The organism is Pseudomonas sp. Sample_23 (genome assembly GCF_004307595.1).
GTDB classification, from domain to species: domain Bacteria; phylum Pseudomonadota; class Gammaproteobacteria; order Pseudomonadales; family Pseudomonadaceae; genus Aquipseudomonas; species Aquipseudomonas atacamensis.
In genome coordinates this window covers 1-15,461 of the sequence record NZ_RCNX01000016.1, presented here as the reverse complement: position 1 = coordinate 15,461, position 15,461 = coordinate 1, and the positions used below count along the sequence as shown (strand labels likewise).

The window sequence follows — 15,461 nt, the reverse complement described above, 5'->3', positions numbered from 1 at the left end:
ATATGGTGGGCGTAGCTCAGTTGGTAGAGCACGGGATTGTGACTCCCGTTGTCGTGGGTTCGATCCCCATCGTCCACCCCATATTCCGAAAGGCGCCAGATTTAACAGTCTGGCGCCTTTTTTGTTTTAGCGGTTTCGAAATCCGGCCATGGCCGATTTCGAAGCGCAGGGCAGGGCACTTCATCGCTTTTAAAGGATCGGATGACGCTGAACTGCTCGTCGTTCCGGTTTTGCCGGAACGTCTGTCGGGGCGGATTTGATAGTTGCTTCTATATATAGAAGCGTTGCTGCAGAGCCCTGACGTGATCGCTTGTATTCGCCAGTGGAGTGCACGGCATTCGTGCGGCGCTCCCTATAAATTGCCTGCTGTTTTTTTACCCGTTTCCAGTAGGGTGACTTCTTGAGTTTGACCCACTAGAATGCATGCCCTTGATTCTGGGGTCGGAAACGGCCGGCTAACGTCTGTGCAACGAGGAATATCCATGCAAGTTTCTGTTGAAAATACTACTGCTCTCGAGCGCCGCATGAGCGTCACCGTGCCGGCAGAGCGCATCGAGACTCAGGTCAACAAGCGTCTGCAGCAGACTGCCCAAAAGGCCAAAATTGCTGGCTTCCGTCCAGGCAAAGTGCCAATGAGCGAAATCAAGCGCCGTTTCGGTGCTGATGCGCGTCAGGAAGCGGTAGGCGACGTCATCCAGTCTTCCTTCTACGAAGCTGTGGTCGAGCAAAAGCTCAACCCTGCCGGTTCGCCTTCGATCGAGCCAAAGTCGCTCGAAGCGGGCAAGGATCTGGAATACGTTGCTGTATTCGAAGTCTTCCCTGAGTTCACCGTTGCTGGCTTCGAAGGCATCACCGTTGAGCGTCTGAGCGCTGAAGTGGCTGACGCTGACCTGGACAAGATGCTCGACATCCTGCGCAAGCAGAACACCCGTTTCGAAGTGGCCGACCGTGCCGCGCAGAACGAAGATCAGCTGAACATCGATTTCGTTGGCAAGGTTGACGGCGAAGTATTCGCTGGCGGCTCCGCCAAGGGCACTCAGCTGGTACTGGGTTCCGGCCGCATGATCCCGGGCTTCGAAGAAGGCCTGGTTGGCGCTAAGGCTGGCGAAGAGCGCGTTCTGAACCTGACCTTCCCTGAGGACTATCAGAACCTGGACCTGGCTGGCAAAACCGCCGAGTTCACCGTGACCGTCAACACTGTGTCCGAGCCTAAGCTGCCTGAGCTGAACGAAGAGTTCTTCGCTCAATTCGGCATCAAGGAAAGCGGCATCGACGGTTTCCGCACCGAAGTTCGCAAGAACATGGAGCGTGAACTGCGTCAGGCGATCAAATCCAAGGTCAAGAATCAGGTAATGGACGGTCTGCTGGCCACCAACCCGATCGAAGTGCCAAAGGCTCTGCTGTCCAACGAAGTTGACCGTCTGCGCGTGCAGGCTGTTCAGCAGTTCGGCGGCAACATCAAGCCAGACCAACTGCCGGCCGAGCTGTTCGAAGAGCAAGCCAAGCGCCGCGTCGTGCTGGGCCTGATCGTTGCTGAAGTGGTCAAGCAGTTCGACCTCAAGCCTGACGAAGCTCGCGTTCGCGAAATGATTCAGGAAATGGCTTCCGCTTACCAGGAGCCAGAGCAGGTCGTGTCGTGGTACTACAAAAACGAGCAGCAACTGAACGAAGTGCGTTCGGTTGTGCTGGAAGAACAAGTTGTGGATACTGTTCTGCAGAAAGCTAGTGTGACCGACAAATCGGTCTCCTACGAAGAAGCAGTCAAGCCGGTAGAAGCTCCAGCAGCCGACTGATTGATTTTGCGTTAGAAGTGCACACCATAAGCCAGCTCTCGAGCTGGCTTATGCGTATTCAAGACATAACTATTTGGGAGCGACTGCAGAGCATGTTCCGTAATTCTTATATTCAGCAGAACTCTGATATCCAGGCCGCCGGCGGCCTGGTCCCGATGGTTGTCGAGCAGTCCGCTCGTGGCGAACGCGCCTACGACATCTACTCTCGCCTGCTCAAGGAGCGAGTGATCTTTCTGGTGGGCCCGGTAGAGGACTACATGGCCAACCTGATCTGTGCGCAACTGCTGTTCCTTGAAGCGGAAAACCCGGACAAGGACATCCATCTGTACATCAACTCGCCGGGCGGTTCGGTAACTGCAGGCATGTCGATCTACGACACCATGCAGTTCATCAAGCCGAACGTATCGACCACCTGCATCGGTCAGGCCTGCAGCATGGGCGCATTCCTGCTGACCGCAGGTGCTCCGGGCAAGCGTTTCTGCCTGCCGAACTCGCGCGTGATGATTCACCAGCCACTGGGCGGTTTCCAGGGTCAGGCGTCGGACATCGAAATCCACGCCAAGGAAATCCTCTTCATCCGCGAGCGTCTGAACATGCTGATGGCCAAGCACAGCGGCCGTACTCTGGAAGAAATCGAGCGCGATACCAATCGCGACAACTTCATGAGTGCCGAAGCTGCGAAGGAATACGGCCTGATCGACGAAGTGATCAACCAGCGTCCAGCTTAATATAAGCAGCGCAAAACAGGCCTGATCGGCATGTCCGATCAGCGGCGGGCTTGAAAAAGCCCGCAATAGCCTTCATCTTGTGTTGCAAGCCTATCGGATTTGGATCGAACGAATGACTGACACCCGCAACGGCGAGGACAACGGCAAGCTGCTCTATTGCTCCTTCTGTGGCAAAAGCCAGCATGAAGTGCGCAAATTGATTGCCGGCCCCTCGGTCTTTATCTGCGACGAGTGCGTCGACCTGTGCAATGACATCATCCGCGAGGAGGTGCAGGAAGCACAGGCCGAAAGCAGCGCGCATAAATTGCCTTCGCCTAAAGAAATCAGCGGCATCCTTGACCAGTACGTCATTGGTCAGGAGCGTGCGAAAAAGGTTTTGGCCGTAGCGGTGTACAACCACTACAAGCGCCTGAATCAGCGTGACAAAAAGGCTGACGACGTCGAACTCGGCAAGAGCAACATCCTGCTGATCGGCCCGACAGGCTCTGGTAAAACCCTGCTGGCCGAAACACTGGCCCGCTTGCTGAACGTTCCGTTCACCATCGCTGACGCAACTACCCTCACCGAGGCAGGTTACGTGGGTGAAGATGTCGAGAACATCATTCAGAAGCTGCTGCAGAAGTGCGATTACGACGTAGAGAAAGCCCAGATGGGCATTGTCTACATCGACGAAATCGACAAGATTTCCCGCAAGTCCGACAACCCGTCGATCACCCGTGATGTTTCCGGTGAAGGCGTGCAGCAGGCCTTGCTCAAGTTGATCGAAGGCACGGTCGCTTCGGTACCGCCGCAAGGTGGCCGCAAGCATCCGCAGCAGGAGTTCCTGCAGGTCGACACCCGTAACATCCTGTTCATCTGCGGTGGTGCGTTCTCCGGCCTGGAAAAGGTCATTCAGAACCGTTCCACCAAAGGCGGCATCGGCTTCAACGCCGAAGTGCGCAGCAAGGAAGAGGGCAAGAAGGTTGGTGAATCCCTGCGTGAAGTCGAGCCTGACGATCTGGTCAAGTTCGGTCTGATCCCGGAATTCGTCGGTCGTCTGCCGGTCCTGGCGACACTGGACGAGCTCGACGAGGCTGCGCTGATGCAAATCCTCACCGAGCCGAAAAATGCTCTGACCAAACAGTATGCCAAGCTGTTCGAGATGGAAGGCGTGGATCTGGAATTCCGTTCCGACGCGCTGAAATCGGTCGCCAAGCGTGCCCTGGAACGTAAAACCGGTGCCCGTGGCCTGCGTTCGATTCTCGAAGGTGTGCTGCTCGACACGATGTATGAGATCCCCTCGCAGTCCGAGGTGAGCAAAGTCGTGATCGATGAAAGCGTGATCGAAGGCAAGTCCAAGCCACTGTATATCTACGAAAACAGTGAGCCGACGGCCAAGGCAGCGCCGGACGCGTAAGTGTTCACAGCGCCGCAACAAAGAAGGGGCCTTCGGGCCTCTTTTTTTTTAAGTCGTTTTTTACCTCCGCTTTGCGCTTGTTTTTTTTCGAGGCAGCCCCCATCTTGGTTTCAAGCTTAATTCCATCTGATTACGGCCATACGGCCGCCGTAGAGGCGAAATCATGAAGACAACCATCGAATTGCCTCTCCTGCCATTGCGTGATGTCGTGGTTTATCCGCACATGGTTATCCCGCTGTTCGTGGGGCGCGAGAAATCCATCGAAGCCCTCGAGGCAGCGATGACGGGTGACAAGCAGATTCTGCTGCTGGCCCAGCGAAACCCGGCTGACGATGATCCCGGTGAAGACGCTCTCTATCGCGTAGGTACGATTGCCACGGTTCTGCAACTGCTGAAGCTGCCTGACGGCACCGTCAAGGTTCTGGTCGAAGGCGAGCAGCGTGGTACTGTCGAGCGTTTCAGCGAAGTCGATGGCCACTGCCGCGCCGAAGTGTCTCTGATCGAAGAAGTCGACGCCGCCGAGCGCGAGTCGGAAGTCTTCGTGCGCACACTGCTGTCGCAGTTCGAACAATACGTCCAGCTGGGCAAGAAGGTTCCGGCTGAAGTCCTGTCGTCGCTCAACAGCATCGATGAGCCGGGTCGTCTGGTCGACACCATGGCCGCGCACATGGCGCTGAAAATCGAGCAGAAGCAGGAAATCCTCGAGATCATCGATCTGTCGGCCCGTGTCGAACACGTGCTGGCACTGCTGGATGCCGAGATTGACTTACTGCAGGTCGAGAAACGCATTCGCGGTCGCGTGAAAAAGCAAATGGAGCGCAGCCAGCGCGAGTACTACCTGAATGAGCAGATGAAGGCCATTCAGAAAGAGCTCGGCGACGGTGACGAAGGTCACAATGAAATCGAAGAGCTGAAAAAGCGCATCGATGCTGCCGGCCTGCCAAAGGACGCACTGGCCAAAGCCACTGCCGAGCTGAACAAGCTCAAGCAGATGTCGCCGATGTCGGCTGAGGCCACCGTGGTGCGCTCGTACATCGACTGGCTGGTGCAAGTGCCGTGGAAGGCGCAAAGCAAAGTACGCCTCGATCTGGCCCGTGCAGAAGACATTCTCGACGCCGATCACTACGGCCTCGAAGAGGTCAAGGAGCGCATCCTTGAATACCTCGCCGTGCAGAAGCGCGTGAAGAAAATCCGTGGCCCGGTGTTGTGCCTGGTCGGTCCTCCAGGCGTGGGTAAAACCTCGCTGGCGGAATCGATTGCCCACGCAACCAACCGTAAATTCGTACGTATGGCCTTGGGCGGCGTGCGTGACGAAGCGGAAATTCGTGGTCACCGCCGGACTTACATCGGTTCGATGCCGGGTAGATTGATTCAAAAGATGACAAAAGTGGGCGTACGCAACCCGCTGTTCCTGCTCGATGAAATCGACAAGATGGGCAGCGACATGCGTGGCGACCCGGCGTCGGCGTTGCTGGAGGTGCTCGATCCCGAGCAGAACCACAACTTCAACGATCACTATCTGGAAGTCGATTACGACCTCTCGGATGTGATGTTCCTGTGCACCTCGAACTCGATGAACATCCCGCCAGCGCTGCTGGACCGGATGGAAGTCATCCGTCTGCCGGGTTACACCGAAGACGAGAAGATCAACATCGCCGTGAAATACCTCTCGCCGAAACAGATTGCCGCCAATGGTCTGAAGAAGGGCGAGCTGGAGTTCGACGAGGAAGCGATCCGCGACATCATCCGTTATTACACCCGTGAAGCGGGCGTGCGGGGCCTTGAGCGACAGATCGCCAAGGTCTGCCGCAAGGCAGTGAAAGAGCATGCGCTGGAAAAACGCTTCTCGGTAAAAGTGACAGCTGATCTGCTCGAGCATTTCCTCGGCGTGCGCAAGTTCCGCTACGGCCTGGCCGAGCAACAGGATCAGGTGGGGCAGGTGACTGGCCTGGCGTGGACTCAGGTTGGCGGCGAATTGCTGACCATCGAAGCCGCAGTGATTCCGGGTAAAGGGCAGCTGATCAAGACCGGTTCGCTCGGTGATGTGATGGTCGAATCGATCACTGCCGCACAGACCGTCGTGCGCAGCCGGGCGAAAAGCCTGGGCATCCCGCTGGACTTCCACGAGAAGCGCGACACCCACATTCACATGCCGGAAGGTGCTACGCCGAAAGACGGCCCAAGTGCAGGCGTAGGTATGTGCACGGCGTTGGTCTCGGCATTGACCGGCATTCCGGTGCGCGCCGATGTTGCCATGACCGGTGAAATCACTCTGCGTGGGCAAGTGCTGGCAATTGGCGGTTTGAAAGAAAAACTGCTGGCGGCACATCGCGGCGGAATCAAGATTGTGATTATTCCGGAAGAAAACGTCCGCGATCTGAAGGAGATTCCTGACAATATCAAGCAGGATCTGCAGATCAAACCGGTTAAATGGATTGACGAGGTCCTGCAAATTGCGCTGCAATACGCGCCGGAGCCCTTGCCGGATGTGGCTCCGGAGATAGTTGCCAAGGACGAAAAACGCGAGTCTGATGCCAAGGAAAGAATTAGCACGCATTAATACGTTTTAGCCTGGGGGGCTTTCCTTGACAGCATTTTAGAGCCCTTGTTATAAAGCGGCTCTTAAGTGTCTGTAGGCCATTCAGCACTCGTTTTTGCTTTCACCAAAAAACTTAGAAACATCTCAAAATAGATATAAGGGGACTTAGAGTGAACAAGTCGGAACTGATTGATGCTATCGCTGCATCCGCTGATATCCCGAAAGCTGCTGCTGGCCGTGCGCTGGACGCTGTAATCGAATCCGTCACTGGCGCTCTGAAGGCTGGCGACTCCGTTGTTCTGGTTGGTTTCGGTACTTTCTCCGTGACTGACCGTCCGGCTCGTACCGGTCGCAACCCGCAAACCGGCAAGTCTCTGGAAATCCCGGCTGCCAAGAAGCCAGGTTTCAAAGCCGGTAAAGCGCTGAAAGAAGCTGTTAACTGAGTTTCCAGGTTTTTACCCATCCGGGTCGGGGTCAAGCCTGACTTGGCAGCGGAGCGGTAGAGCAGGTGGCTGAAAGAGCCACCTGTAACGCCGGGATCGAGGGTTCGAGCCCTGTCCGCTCCGCCAGTTACGAGAAGGCGCATCCTCGGATGCGCCTTTCTTCTATCCGGATTCTACCCACGCTCCACGGTTGCCTAAATTGAAGTTCAACCGTTTCTGGGGGACGCATGCTGCAGAATATCAGGGACAATTCACAAGGCTGGATTGCCAAGACCATTATCGGGGTCATCGTTGCACTGATGGCCCTGACCGGTTTCGATGCCATTTTCCAGGCCACGACTCACAAGAACGAGGCGGCCAAGGTCAATGGTGACGAAATCAGCCAGAACGAGCTGAGCCAGGCCGTTGATATGCAACGCCGTCAGCTGATGCAACAGCTGGGCAAGGACTTCGATGCTTCCTTGCTCGACGAAAAGATGCTGCGCGAATCGGCGCTCAAAGGCCTGATCGACCGCAAGTTGCTGCTGCAAGGCGCCGAACAGGCGAAGTTCTCGTTCTCCGAAGCCGCGCTGGATCAAGTGATCCTGCAGACGCCTGAATTCCAGGTCGATGGCAAGTTCAGCTCCGAGCGTTTCGACCAGGTGATCCGTCAACTGGGCTACAGCCGCATGCAGTTCCGCCAGATGCTGGCTCAGGAAATGCTCATCGGCCAATTGCGCGCTGGCGTTGCCGGCAGCGGTTTCGTCACCGACGCCGAAGTGCTGGCATTCGCCCGTCTGGAAAAACAGACCCGTGATTTCGCCACTCTGAACGTCAAGGCCGACCCGGCTGCGGTCAAGCTGACCGATGACGAGGTCAAGGCTTACTACGACGAACACGCCAAGGAATTCATGACGCCGGATCAGGTGATCATCGATTACGTCGAGCTGAAGAAGTCGTCGTTCTTTGATCAGGTTGCGGTCAAGGATGAAGACCTTGAGGCGGCGTACCAGAAAGAGATCGCCAACCTGGCGGAACAGCGTCGTGCCGCGCACATCCTCATCGAAGTGAACGACAAGACTACCGAAGCGCAGGCTAAGGCGAAGATCGACGAAGTCCAGGCGCGTCTGGCCAAGGGCGAGAAGTTCGAAGCGCTGGCCAAAGAGTTCTCGCAGGACCCGGGTTCCGCCAACAATGGCGGTGACCTTGGTTATGCCGGTCCTGGCGTTTACGATCCAGCTTTTGAAAAAGCGCTGTACTCCTTGTCGAAAGACCAGGTGTCCGAGCCGATTCGTACCGACTTCGGTTATCACCTGATCAAGCTGTTGGGCGTGGAAGCGCCTGAAGTGCCGACCCTGGCCAGCCTGAAAGACAAGCTGACCCGCGAGCTGAAAGCCGCTCAGGTCGAGCAGCGTTTCGTTGAGGCGACCAAGCAACTGGAAGACTCGGCGTTCGAAGCCTCTGACTTGGCGCAGCCAGCAGCGGATCTGAAACTGACCGTGCACACTTCCAAACCGTTCGGCCGTGAAGGTGGCGAAGGTGTTGCAGCCAACCGTGCCGTGGTCACTGCCGCTTTCAGTCCGGAAGTGATTGATGAAGGTGCCAACAGCACCGCCATCGAGCTGGACCCGGAAACCGTGATCGTGCTGCGTTCCAAGGAGCACCTGAAGCCTGCGCAACTGCCGCTGGAAAGTGTGAGCGCGGCGATCCGCACTCAGCTGACCAAGGAGCACGCCAGTGCCGAGGCCAAGACCCGTGCCGAGAAGCTGATCGCTGATCTGCGCGATGGCAAGGCGCCGCTGGACAAGGCCATTGACGGTCAGAACTGGAAGATCACCGAAGCGGCCACCCGTGGTCAGGAAGGGGTTGATCCGGCTGTGCTGCAGGCACTGTTCCGGATGCCGAAGCCGGCTGCCAAAGACAAGCCGACCTTCTCCAGCGTTACCTTGCCGGATGGCAGTCTGATGGTTGTGCGACTCAACGGTGTTAACGAAGCTGCCGCGCCTACTGATGAAGAGAAGGCGCAATATCGTCGCTTCCTGGCTTCCCGTGAAGGGCAGCAGGACTTTGCGGCGTATCGCAAGCAGTTGGAAGCTGAGGCGGAGATCGAGCGGTTCTGATCTTTTGACTGACGTTTGAAGGAGCCCCGGCCTGGTTGGTCGGGGCTTTTTTGTTTTTGGTGGCTTGGCGGCCTTTGGGCCGGCCATGCTCTGGGTGGTTTGGGTGAATATCCGTTGCTGCGGGGTTGCTGATTACGGTTCCGCCCTTACGGCGGGTCACCTTTTCCAAACGCCGAAAAGGTAACCGAAAAGGCTTGCTCCTACGTTCGGCCCTCGCAGGCTCGGGTTCCTTCGCTGCGGGATCGATCCGGGCGCAGCGGCTCCGGTTTGCTTCGCTGCACCTCCTTCCGCTGTGTCTGGCTGCGCCAGACGGTCGCTACGCTCCCACACCCGGATCAATCCCTCCACTCAGCCTTCCGACGTCGCCGGTGGATCAAGATCAAAAGCACTCGAGCTTGCGCTCATTGTGTAGGAGCTGCCGAAGGCTGCGATCTTTTGCTTTTGCCTGTCTGTGGGAGCGAGCCTGCTCGCGAAGGCGGCCTGACAGCCGACCTGATCTTGAATTTTTACCTTTCTTTTGCATTTAGAACACGCCGGTCGGTTCTGGGGTGTTATGGCCGTCGAGCCGACAAGCCACGGCGAAATTGCGCGCGTTGATCGATCATTTGTCCACGCGGCTTTTTCCTGGCGCTCATGACCGGTAAAGTTGTAACCGATTCTTGACACTATTCCATGCGCCATGGGGCGGCGATCTGTTGCACAATACGCCCCGGACTGTTTTCCCTCAGGATGTTCAATGTTGATTTCCACTCCCATGCGTGTTGTCGGGCTGGCGCTTTTGTTGACTGCGGTGGCCGGTTGTTCGAAGGACAAGCCGATCTATGAGCATGAGAACTTCGATGACTCCGGCACCTTTTCGCGCAATTATCCGGTGACCGACACCGCCAGTTGCGAAGCGGCCCGGCGCGCGTTGCTCAGTCAGGGCTACATCATTACCAGCAGTGATCCGAAGCTGGTCAGCGGTCACAAGAGCTTCCAGCAGACCGGCGAGACCCATCTCGAGATCAGCTTCAACGTGGTCTGCGCCGAAGATGGCAGCGCCGGGCATCATGCGACGGTGTTCGCCAACGCCTTGCAGGATCGTTATGCGTTGAAGAAGACCAACAATTCCGCCAGCCTCGGTGTCGGTGTGTTGGGCTCGGTGTCGATGCCGATCGGCTCTTCGGATGATTCGATGGTCAAGGTCGCCAGTGAGACGGTCACGGCGCAGAAGTTCTACGAGCGCTTCTTCACGCTGGTGGAGCAGTTCCTGCCCGCCGATGCGAAGAAAGCGGCGCATATCGAAGAAAAACCGAAAACCGACCTCGGCGTGCCAGAACCAAAAGCCGCGCCTGCACCTGCTCCTCTGGCGCCTGCAGCGGAACCGGCAGCAACGCCAGCGCCGGCTGCAGAACCTGCACCAGCCCCGGCTGAAACCGCACCAGTGAGTTCCGAGCCGGTGGTACCGCCAGCGGAGTCGACGCCGATTACGCCGGCGCCAGCGCCCGTGGAAGAGCCCGCGCCGGCCAGCGAAACCATCACGCCACCGACCAACCCGGATATTCCTCCACCGTCGGAGCCGATTCCGGCGATGCCTGCGTCGGGCCAATAAGAAACCAAGCAAGACCCTGTGGGAGCGAGCCTGCTCGCGAAGGCGGTGTATCAGTCGACAGATGATCAGACTGACACACCGCCTTCGCGAGCAGGCTCGCTCCCACAGTGGTTTTCGGGTTGGCTTAAGATCTGGTTACACACCTGCGACACCATCGCCGCGATAAATCCCCAGCCACCTGCTACGTTTTATTCATGAAGGCTGCGTTTCACTTTTCCTTCACACGGGCACTTTATGCTCGGGGCACAGGTCGATTGATCAGGCCATTTTCATAGCGAGTAGTTGGGGGATTCATACGATGGATGAGTATCAGGAAGAACTGCTCGAATACCAGGCCTTTGAGCTGGATCAACCAGAACCGGCTGACGACGCGACGGAGCTCTGAGCTTCAGGCTCCCGAGCGGTAATTTCGTCGGGATTCGCCGGGCGTCTGCCCGCTCCAGCGTTTGAATGCACGCTGGAAGGCCTCAGCTGATGCGAAGCCCAGCAGGTAGGCGATCTCGCCGAACGCCAGTTCGGTGTCGCGGATGTAGGTCATTGCCAGGTCGCGGCGTGTGTCATTGAGGATCGCGCGAAATTGCGTGCCTTCCTCTGCTAGTTTGCGCCGCAGGGTCCAGGTCGGCAGTTTCAGGCGTGCCGCGACTTCTTCGAGATCCGGCTCGCGGCCGCCGTTCAGCAGCGGGCCGAGCAATTGGGTGATGCGCTCGCGCAGGCTGCGGGTGCGGGTCAGTTGTTCCAGCTCCCGCTCGCACAATTGCAGCAGATGTCGCCAGGTGCTCGGGCAATGTTCGGGATTGCGCAGGGCAAGGCTGCTCAGGCTCAGGCGCAGTTGATTGCGCTCGGCGCTGAACTGGATCGGGCAGTCGCCAAGCATTGTGTAGGCGTCGCGGTAATCCGGCGCTTCGAATTCGATTTCGATTCTCTCCGCGCGCAACGTTTCGCCGCACAGGCTCGACAACTGATGCAGCCAGCCGGCGAGGATCGAGTCGACCACGAAGCGGTTATAGGCGTTGTACGGGCTGATCGAGTAGAAGCGCAACCAGGCACCGTTGGCATCTTCATGAAAGCTGGACTGCCCGCGATAGTTGGAACCGTACAGCGGCTCGAAGCGCGTCAGGCAGCGGGCCGCTTCACGGACGGTGGGCGCTTGCGCCGCAGTGATGCCGGCCAGACCGGCCTGATTCAAGCGGATCATCCGGCCCATGCGCAGGCCCAGGGCCGGATCGCCGGTCAGTTGAATCGCCGCATGGCCCAGGCGCATGTATCGCGGGATCGACAAGCGCGCCCCGGCCTCGGCCAGTCGCGCGGCATCAAGGCCATATTGTTCAAGCAGAGGCAGCGGATCGGCGTCGTGGCTGCGCACGGCGTCGGCCAGACTATGGACGAAACCCACCGACAGATCCCCGAGGCGCATCGGCTGCGGCTTCATGGTTTACAGCCAGACGTTCAGCAAGCGCGCACCACGGGCCTCGCCATCGGCGAACTGCTGGCCGTTGCTGCTGAGAAAGCTTGTGCCGGTACTCGGCTTGTCCCAGAACTGCCCGCGCATGAACACACTCATGCCGGCAATCGCGTGGCTGCTTGGTGGTTGTGCGGTGAGGGTCAGTCGATGCCAGGCCTGACCTTCACTGAGGTCGCCGGGCTTGAGGCTGACCGAGCCCGGCGTGCTCGAACCCTTGTAGCCGCGCCATGGCTTGTCCCAGGCGCCTTGACCAATAACCTGCGCCGGCACGGCCACCAGTTGCGCGCCTTGTTCATCGAGGGTGCGGTAGTTGCCGGGATACCAGCTGTCACTGCCGATCAGGATGCCCAAGCGTCCGGCCGGTGTGTCGACGACCTGGATGGCGTGTTTGTCTTCGGCCTGAATCACACCTTGCTGATCAAAGATCGGATGCATCTGCCGCTGCGGCTGGCCCAATGGTATGCCGTCGCGACCAAAAACCACGCTGCTGTTGAACAGGGCGCCGCTGCCGGGCTTGAGCCGGCCGTCGCGGATGCTTGGCTCCGGCAGCACGACGGAGCCGGCGACAAGGGTGACTTGGAACTCCTTGGCCAGACCGCCGAACAGCGCCTGGTAATCCTTGGCCATGGCCTTGGCTTTCATCCGCAGATAAGCATCGTTCAGCCGTTGCTCGCCCTTGGCCCGCAGCCACGCTCGGGCAAACAACAGCGGATTGCTCGCCGCCAGCCAGTTCATTGCCTCCGCCAGGGTCGGCGCCTGATACAACTCGTCTTTCTCGCCGCTGATCATCAGCCAGGTGCCGACGTGCTCGGGCAACACCACCACGGTTTTTTCGTTGAGCAAGCCCTGATCGCGGGCCTGCTGCAGATACGCCGCGAGTTTGCGGTGCAGGCGTGCGGAGCTTTGGTAATCGGTGGGGAACAGTTCGGGCTGAATGCCGAGCAGATTGCCACGGTCGCCGGGCGTGCCCTGATTGACGGCGAGCTTGATGCGCAGGTCCGACAGGTAATGTCCCGCCGGCCGGTCTGCCGCCCACATGGCGTAGGTGGTCAGGGCGGCAATGAGGGCCATGGAGAAAAACAGATACAGAAGTTTGCGCATGAAAACCAACAACAGCCGGGTACAGAGTGTGGCGCCTAGGGTAGGGCCCATGGCCCTGATTGCCAAGGGGTGCTGCGCATTTGGATCAATAACTTGTCAGTTACGGTCATTGAGTGACAGCGGTGCGACTCTTAGTCTGTCGAACATGACTGACGGGGGACGCAGAGCTCCCGCAACTTTTCCGTGATCGCTCGTTGTGGAGTTACCGATGACCGCCGCTCATTACCCGCATTTGCTGGCCCCGCTGGACCTGGGATTCACCACGCTGCGCAACCGCACCCTGATGGGCTCGATGCACACCGGCCTGGAAGAAAAGCCGGGTGGCTTCGAGCGCATGGCGGCGTACTTCGCCGAACGTGCCCGTGGCGGTGTCGGCCTGATGGTCACCGGCGGCATCGGCCCGAATGACGAGGGCGGCGTGTATTCCGGCGCGGCCAAGCTCACTACCGAGGAAGAGGCGCTCAAGCACCGCATCGTCACTCGCGCGGTGCACGAGGCGGGCGGCAAGATCTGCATGCAGATTCTTCACGCCGGACGTTACGCCTACAGCCCGAAACAGGTAGCACCGAGCGCGATTCAGGCGCCGATCAACCCGTTCAAGCCCAAAGAGCTGGACGAAGAGGGCATCGAAAAGCAGATCAGTGATTTCGTCACCTGCTCGGTATTGGCGCAAACCGCCGAATACGACGGCGTCGAGATCATGGGCTCGGAAGGTTACTTCATTAACCAGTTTCTCGCCGCGCACACCAACCACCGCACCGACCGCTGGGGTGGCAGCTACGAAAACCGCATGCGCCTGCCGGTAGAAATTGTCCGTCGTGTGCGCGAAGCGGTCGGGCCGAATTTCATCATCATCTTCCGCCTGTCGATGCTCGATCTGGTCGAAGGTGGCAGCACCTGGGATGAAATCGTCATGCTGGCCAAAGCCATTGAGCAGGCTGGTGCGACCATCATCAACACTGGTATCGGCTGGCACGAAGCGCGGATTCCGACCATCGCCACCAAGGTTCCGCGTGCAGCGTTCAGCAAGGTCACGGCCAAGTTGCGCGGCTCGGTGAGCATTCCGCTGATCACGACCAACCGCATCAATACCCCGGAAATTGCCGAGCAGATTCTTGCCGAGGGCGATGCCGACATGGTCTCCATGGCCCGACCATTCCTCGCCGATCCGGACTTCGTCAACAAAGCCGCCGAAGGCCGCGCCGACGAAATCAACACCTGCATCGGCTGCAACCAAGCGTGCCTCGACCACACCTTTGGCGGCAAGCTCACCAGTTGCCTGGTCAACCCGCGTGCCTGCCACGAAACCGAACTCAATTACCTGCCGGTGCAGCAGATCAAGAAAATCGCCGTGGTCGGTGCCGGCCCTGCCGGTTTGTCCGCCGCCACCGTGGCCGCCGAGCGCGGTCATCAGGTGACGCTGTTCGATTCGGCCAGCGAGATCGGTGGCCAGTTCAACATCGCCAAGCGCGTACCGGGCAAGGAAGAGTTTTTCGAAACCCTGCGCTACTTCAACCGCAAGCTGCAAACCACCCATGTCGAGGTGTGCCTGAACACACGCGTCGACGTGGCCAAGTTGGTTGAAGGCGGTTACGACGAGATCATCCTTGCCACCGGTATCGCCCCGCGCGTGCCGGCGATTCCGGGCGTCGAGAATGCCAAGGTCCTGAGTTATCTGGATGTGATCCTCGAGCGCAAGCCGGTCGGCAAGCGTGTCGCGGTGATCGGTGCGGGCGGGATCGGTTTCGATGTCTCGGAATTTCTCGTTCATCAAGGCGTGGCCACCAGTCTGGATCGCGCGGCGTTCTGGAAGGAATGGGGCATCGACACGCAACTGGAGGCCCGTGGTGGTGTGGCGGGAATCAAAGCGGCACCGCATGCGCCGGCCCGTGAGGTGTTCCTGTTGCAGCGCAAGAAAACCAAGGTCGGCGACGGTCTGGGCAAAACCACCGGCTGGATTCATCGCACCGGTCTGAAGAACAAGCAGGTGCAGATGCTCAACAGCGTCGAATACCTGAGCATCGATGACCAAGGCTTGCACATTCGCATTGGCGAAAGCGGTGAGCCGCAGCTGCTGGCGGTGGACAACATCGTGATCTGTGCGGGGCAGGATCCGTTGCGCGAGTTGCACGATGGTCTGGTTGAGGCCGGGCAGAACGTACACTTGATCGGCGGCGCGGATGTCGCGGCGGAGCTGGACGCCAAGCGCGCGATCAATCAGGGTTCGCGGCTGGCGGCTGAGTTGTAAACACATTCTGTAGATACTCTGTTCACGGTCAAGCTTTTTGGGTGTGTTTACCGCTAAAAAG

Annotated in this window: 10 protein-coding genes, 1 tRNA gene and 1 pseudogene; 10 read left to right on the top strand and 2 right to left on the bottom strand. The window is 58.5% G+C overall.

Annotated features, from left to right (window positions below; translation table 11 throughout):
• Positions 1 to 5 precede the first annotated feature (5 nt).
• From D8U82_RS03695 to D8U82_RS03655, 9 genes and pseudogenes are all read left to right on the top strand, one after another.
• Positions 6 to 81, top strand: a tRNA-His gene (locus D8U82_RS03695).
• A gap of 401 nt (positions 82 to 482) precedes the next feature.
• Positions 483 to 1,793 carry a trigger factor gene (gene tig / locus D8U82_RS03690; protein WP_016775337.1) on the top strand — a complete coding sequence of 437 codons (1,311 nt, stop codon included), beginning with the start codon at positions 483 to 485 and terminating at the stop codon, positions 1,791 to 1,793.
• Between the two features lie 92 nt (positions 1,794 to 1,885).
• On the top strand, positions 1,886 to 2,521 hold the full coding sequence (gene clpP, locus D8U82_RS03685; RefSeq protein ID WP_016775336.1) for an ATP-dependent Clp endopeptidase proteolytic subunit ClpP: 636 nt from the start codon (positions 1,886 to 1,888) through the stop codon (positions 2,519 to 2,521).
• Positions 2,522 to 2,633: 112 nt separating this feature from the next.
• On the top strand, positions 2,634 to 3,917 hold the full coding sequence (clpX, locus tag D8U82_RS03680; protein WP_016775335.1) for an ATP-dependent Clp protease ATP-binding subunit ClpX: 1,284 nt from the start codon (positions 2,634 to 2,636) through the stop codon (positions 3,915 to 3,917).
• 163 nt (positions 3,918 to 4,080) lie between these two features.
• Positions 4,081 to 6,477, top strand: coding sequence for an endopeptidase La (gene lon, locus D8U82_RS03675; RefSeq protein ID WP_016775334.1), 2,397 nt, complete (start codon positions 4,081 to 4,083; stop codon positions 6,475 to 6,477).
• Between the two features lie 149 nt (positions 6,478 to 6,626).
• Positions 6,627 to 6,899, top strand: a complete 273-nt coding sequence (locus tag D8U82_RS03670; protein ID WP_016775333.1) for an HU family DNA-binding protein — start codon at positions 6,627 to 6,629, stop codon at positions 6,897 to 6,899.
• A gap of 227 nt (positions 6,900 to 7,126) precedes the next feature.
• Positions 7,127 to 8,998, top strand: coding sequence for a SurA N-terminal domain-containing protein (locus tag D8U82_RS03665; protein ID WP_110646902.1), 1,872 nt, complete (start codon positions 7,127 to 7,129; stop codon positions 8,996 to 8,998).
• Positions 8,999 to 9,518: 520 nt separating this feature from the next.
• Positions 9,519 to 9,642: pseudogene (locus D8U82_RS28375) on the top strand (LysR family transcriptional regulator); the annotation flags it as partial.
• Positions 9,643 to 9,734: 92 nt separating this feature from the next.
• Complete coding sequence (locus D8U82_RS03655) at positions 9,735 to 10,589, top strand: DUF2242 domain-containing protein (RefSeq protein ID WP_130889203.1); 855 nt, start codon at positions 9,735 to 9,737, stop codon at positions 10,587 to 10,589.
• Positions 10,590 to 10,977: 388 nt separating this feature from the next.
• Here D8U82_RS03655 and D8U82_RS03645 read toward each other — a convergent pair whose 3' ends face one another.
• Both D8U82_RS03645 and D8U82_RS03640 read right to left on the bottom strand, forming a co-directional pair.
• A complete protein-coding gene (locus D8U82_RS03645; protein WP_130901670.1) occupies positions 10,978 to 12,018 on the bottom strand; it encodes an AraC family transcriptional regulator in 1,041 nt (346 codons plus the stop codon).
• Between the two features lie 3 nt (positions 12,019 to 12,021).
• Positions 12,022 to 13,152, bottom strand: coding sequence for a nitrilase-related carbon-nitrogen hydrolase (locus tag D8U82_RS03640; RefSeq protein WP_130901669.1), 1,131 nt, complete (start codon positions 13,150 to 13,152; stop codon positions 12,022 to 12,024).
• 208 nt (positions 13,153 to 13,360) lie between these two features.
• Here D8U82_RS03640 and D8U82_RS03635 point away from each other — a divergent pair, with 208 nt between their 5' ends.
• The gene (locus D8U82_RS03635; RefSeq protein WP_130901668.1) at positions 13,361 to 15,400 is read left to right on the top strand and encodes an NADPH-dependent 2,4-dienoyl-CoA reductase; all 2,040 of its coding nucleotides are present in this window, start codon (positions 13,361 to 13,363) and stop codon (positions 15,398 to 15,400) included.
• The last annotated feature ends 61 nt before the right edge of the window (positions 15,401 to 15,461 follow it).